We start from the raw sequence: 3,872 nt of genomic DNA, 5'->3' as shown, positions 1-3,872 counted from the left end.
TTGTTACTGCAGTGGAATTACATCCGCGAGAAATTTCTTCGAGTAAAATGCAGTAGCCGATTTCACCAAAGCCGCCGCCGTTATATTGTTCTGGAAATGCAACGCCGAGAAAGCCAAGTTCAGCGGCTTTCTTTATTATTTCGAAAGGCAATTCTTCTTTCTCGTCAATCATTGCCGCGAACGGTCGCACTTCGTTGTCGGTAAATTTTCGCGCAACGTCTCGCAGCATTTTTTGTTCTTCAGTGAAAGTGAAATCGAGCATAATTTTTTTTATTCACCACGAATTACGCGGATGCTTCGCGGATTTTCACAAATATTATTCGCGCTAATTCGTGCATTATTCGTGTCATTCGTGGCTAATCATTTTACATTACAACAATCGAACGCAATGCATTATCATCGTGGCTTCGCAACAAATCAAACGCATCATTAATTTTTTCCAAAGGAAATTTTTGTGTTACAAGTTCTGCAACTTTTATTTTTCCAATGCGACACAACTCAATCAACTTTGGATAATCAACGGGACGACAACCAAGCGAGCCGCGAATTTCCATTTCGAAATACATTATTTTTGCCGCGCTCAATTTTATATCGTCAGCAGAATAACCAACAATTACAAGTCGTCCGCCTTTGCGCAATGTTGAAAATGCGGCTTCAATCGTTTGGGGTTTTCCAATCGCTTCAATCGCAATATCTGCTCCGCCGTTTGTCAGTTTCTTAATTTCTTTTCCAAGATTTTCAACTTTCGTTGGATTCACAGTATATGTTGCGCCAAACTTTTTCGCCCATTCCAATTTTTTTTCGGAGATGTCAACGGCGATAACAATTCCACCAAACGCAGACGCAACTTGCACAACATTGATTCCGACACCGCCGCATCCGAACACAACAACCGAATCTCCCGCTTTCACTTCCGCGCGATTTTTTACTGCGTGATACGGCGTTGAAATTGCATCGGCAATAATTGCTCCTTCTTCAAGCGGAATTTCTTTCGGCAAATGAAAAATATCTTTCGCCGGCGCGGCAACAAATTCTGCATACGCTCCGTCAATATTATTTCCGAACATCGTCATCGTTGCGCAAATATTTTCACGCCCCGTTCTGCAAAACTCGCACGAGCCGCACGTCAACACAGCGGGAAGCAACACTCTGTCGCCTTCTTTGAAATTTTTTACTTCACTTCCGACTTGCGCAATAATACCCGATGGCTCGTGTCCCAAAATGAGCGGCGGTTTTTTGAACGTCGGCGTTCCGTGGTCAATGTAATGCAAATCCGTATGACACACGCCGCACGCAGAAACTTTCACAAGCACTTCGTTCGCTTTGATTGCCGGTGTTTGCCATTCTTCGATTTTTAAAGGTTGATTTGGTCCGTAGAAAATTGCTGAGCGCATAAGATTTTAGGTTTTAGAAGTTAGATTTTAGATTGAACTTATTGTAACTCGCATTTCAATTTACACTTGTCATTCCCATTTTTTGCAAACGCTTTTTCACCAACACACACGCGCCAATCGCTCCGGCATATTCGGATTGAGCGTTCACATTCAATTTCACTCCGAGTTTTTGTTCAAGTGCTTTTACCATTCCCACATTTTTTGTAATTCCGCCGGTGAGCGTTACTTCCCCTTCGATTCCCACTTGCCGCAGCATTGCAACAATTCTATCCGAAATAGAAAGATGCGCGCCCATCAAAATATCTTCGACGGGATAACCGCTCGTTACGAGATTGATAACTTCCGATTCTGCAAGCACAGCGCAAATCGAACTAATCGGCTGCGGATCTTTGGAACGAAGCGAAAGCGTTCCGACTTCATCGAGTTGCAACTCAAGTCCTTTCGCAACACGCTCCAAAAAACTTCCCGCGCCCGATGCGCATTTGTCATTCATTTTAAATTTCACCACGCGACCATTTTCATCAACGCGCATTGCTTTTGCATTTTGCGCACCAACGTCGAGAATGTTTTTAGTGTTCGGAAAAAGAAATTTTGCTCCCATCGCATGACACGTAATATCGGTGATTTGAATTTGCCGCATTGATGCTTGATATCTTCCATAACCAGTGGAAGCGATATAAAAAATTTCTTTTTGTGAAAGTGAAATTGAGTTGCACGCTTCTTGCAAAACTTTTTCTGAAGCGAGCGCAAGATTGTGCCGTGTGAGAATCGTTGCAGTCGAAATTACTTTTTCAGTTTGACTATCGAGTATTGCGCATTTCGTCATTCGTGTGCCGACATCAACGCCGGCGATGTAGCGATTGTTATTCATACAGTTGCGTGTTGTTGTTGCTTTGAAATAATTTTGCTTTCGTTCAATTCTTGTCCATCGTGATGCGCCTTTGCCCGTTCAAGCGCAAACAGTGCCGCACCGATTGCTCCGTTATATTGTGAATCATCGCATACATTGATTTTCATTCCTAATTTTTCTTCAAGCGCAAACACCATTCCTTTATTTTTGGAAACGCCGCCGGTGAACGTAATTTCCGCTTCCAGTCCAACACGACGAAGCAAACTCACCGAACGCGCTGAAATGGATTGATGAACTCCCGCAAGAATATCTTCACCTTTTCGACCTTTGGAAAGATGATTCATAATTTCCGTTTCGACAAATACCGTGCAAACATTGGTAATGCGCAACGGAATTGTTGATTGAAGCGCAACGTCTCCAAGTTCATCGAGCGAAATTCCCATCACGTCAGCAGAAGCGGAAAGAAATCGTCCCGTTCCTGCGGCGCATTTGTCGTTCATACAAAAATCGATCACTTCGCCTTTTTCGTTGATGCGAATTCCTTTGGTGTCTTGTCCCCCAATGTCGAGAATGGTGCGCGTGTTCGGAAATAAAAATGTTGCACCGCGCGCATGACAGGAAATTTCCGTTATCTGCGCGTCTCCGAACGGAACTTTGTAACGACCGTATCCCGTGCCGACCGTGAACGCAACTTCCCATTCTTCCAACTTTGCATTTTGCCGCGCAAGTTGAAATGCTTTCTCTGCGGCTTTGACAACGTTCGCGCCCGTGTTCACGATTCCGCGCGCAACGATGTCAGAATTTTCGTTGAGTATAATTGCTTTTGTTTGTGTTGAACCGACGTCAACTCCAGCGACTAACATAGATTTTTATTTCTTTTTATTGATATGATAATTTCGTTTATGAAATTCCAAATGTCAAAAACCAAATAACAAATAAATTCCAATTCCGAATTTTCAAATGGTATTTTCTTTCTTTTGAATTTGTCATTTGAGTTTTATTTGTTATTTGAAATTTGTGTTTTGGAATTTTATAATAAACATTCACTGACTCACGCACTCACCAACCGCTTATGTTCCAGTGATTCAAAAAATGCATCAATGCGATTGCGTAATTGCGCGGCTTGAAAATAACGCGGGTCAGCCAAATCGCTTTCTATCAAGAGCGTTGGAATATTCCACTTGCGTATAAATTGCTCGCGCATATCTGCTTGTCCGACTGAAAACGAGCGGCACGATTTCACAGAATGAATCACGATTGCATCGGCATTATATTCTTCTGCATAACTGCGCAGCAAATCCGTTCGCATCGGAAGATTTAAATTCGTGTAGCACGTCAAACAATATTCGGCGATGCTTTCAAACGGCTTTGTATAATCGTGGCGAAAACCGTGGTCCCAAAATCCACCAACTTTCGAATAACTCGACGCAACAGCACACACGCCCCAGCGTTTGAGCAATTCCCAAAATGCGCGGAAGTGCGGCCACGGCGGCGGACCTTCAATCACCACGCGAACTTTTTCTTCGGGAATCGGACCAACGCCGTGTTCGATGCGCTCGGTAATTTCTTTCAATGCTTCGCGATAATAACTTGTGCAATCGGGAAGTCCGCGCAATACATAAATTGGC

General features: G+C 43.4%; 5 protein-coding genes. All 5 read right to left on the bottom strand.

Annotation, left to right across the window (positions count from 1 at the left end; all coding sequences use genetic code 11):
- A partial coding sequence (locus FJ218_11060; GenBank protein ID MBM4167439.1) for an acyl-CoA dehydrogenase family protein occupies positions 1-262 on the bottom strand: 262 nt, incomplete at its 3' end.
- Between the two features lie 103 nt (positions 263-365).
- Entirely contained in the window at positions 366-1,394 is a 1,029-nt protein-coding gene (locus tag FJ218_11055; GenBank protein ID MBM4167438.1) for a zinc-binding dehydrogenase, read from the bottom strand.
- 55 nt (positions 1,395-1,449) lie between these two features.
- Entirely contained in the window at positions 1,450-2,265 is an 816-nt protein-coding gene (locus FJ218_11050) for a 2-hydroxyglutaryl-CoA dehydratase (GenBank protein MBM4167437.1), read from the bottom strand.
- Entirely contained in the window at positions 2,262-3,107 is an 846-nt protein-coding gene (locus FJ218_11045; protein ID MBM4167436.1) for a 2-hydroxyglutaryl-CoA dehydratase, read from the bottom strand. Before FJ218_11045 ends, FJ218_11050 begins: the two co-directional genes overlap by 4 nt.
- A 188-nt stretch (positions 3,108-3,295) precedes the next feature.
- Positions 3,296-3,872: benzoyl-CoA reductase subunit B (locus tag FJ218_11040; protein ID MBM4167435.1), on the bottom strand; the 577-nt coding region annotated here is incomplete at its 5' end.

Source organism: Ignavibacteria bacterium (assembly GCA_016873775.1).
Taxonomy (GTDB): Bacteria; Bacteroidota; Ignavibacteria; order UBA10030; family F1-140-MAGs086; genus JAGXRH01.
This window is presented reverse-complemented; position numbering and strand designations above follow the sequence as displayed.

Coding starts and splice junctions, on each gene's coding strand:
- FJ218_11045 (MBM4167436.1), bottom strand. CDS start 3,107: ATGTTAGTCGCTGGAGTTGACGTCGGTTCAACACAAACAAAAGCAATT.
- FJ218_11055 (MBM4167438.1), bottom strand. CDS start 1,394: ATGCGCTCAGCAATTTTCTACGGACCAAATCAACCTTTAAAAATCGAA.
- FJ218_11050 (MBM4167437.1), bottom strand. CDS start 2,265: ATGAATAACAATCGCTACATCGCCGGCGTTGATGTCGGCACACGAATG.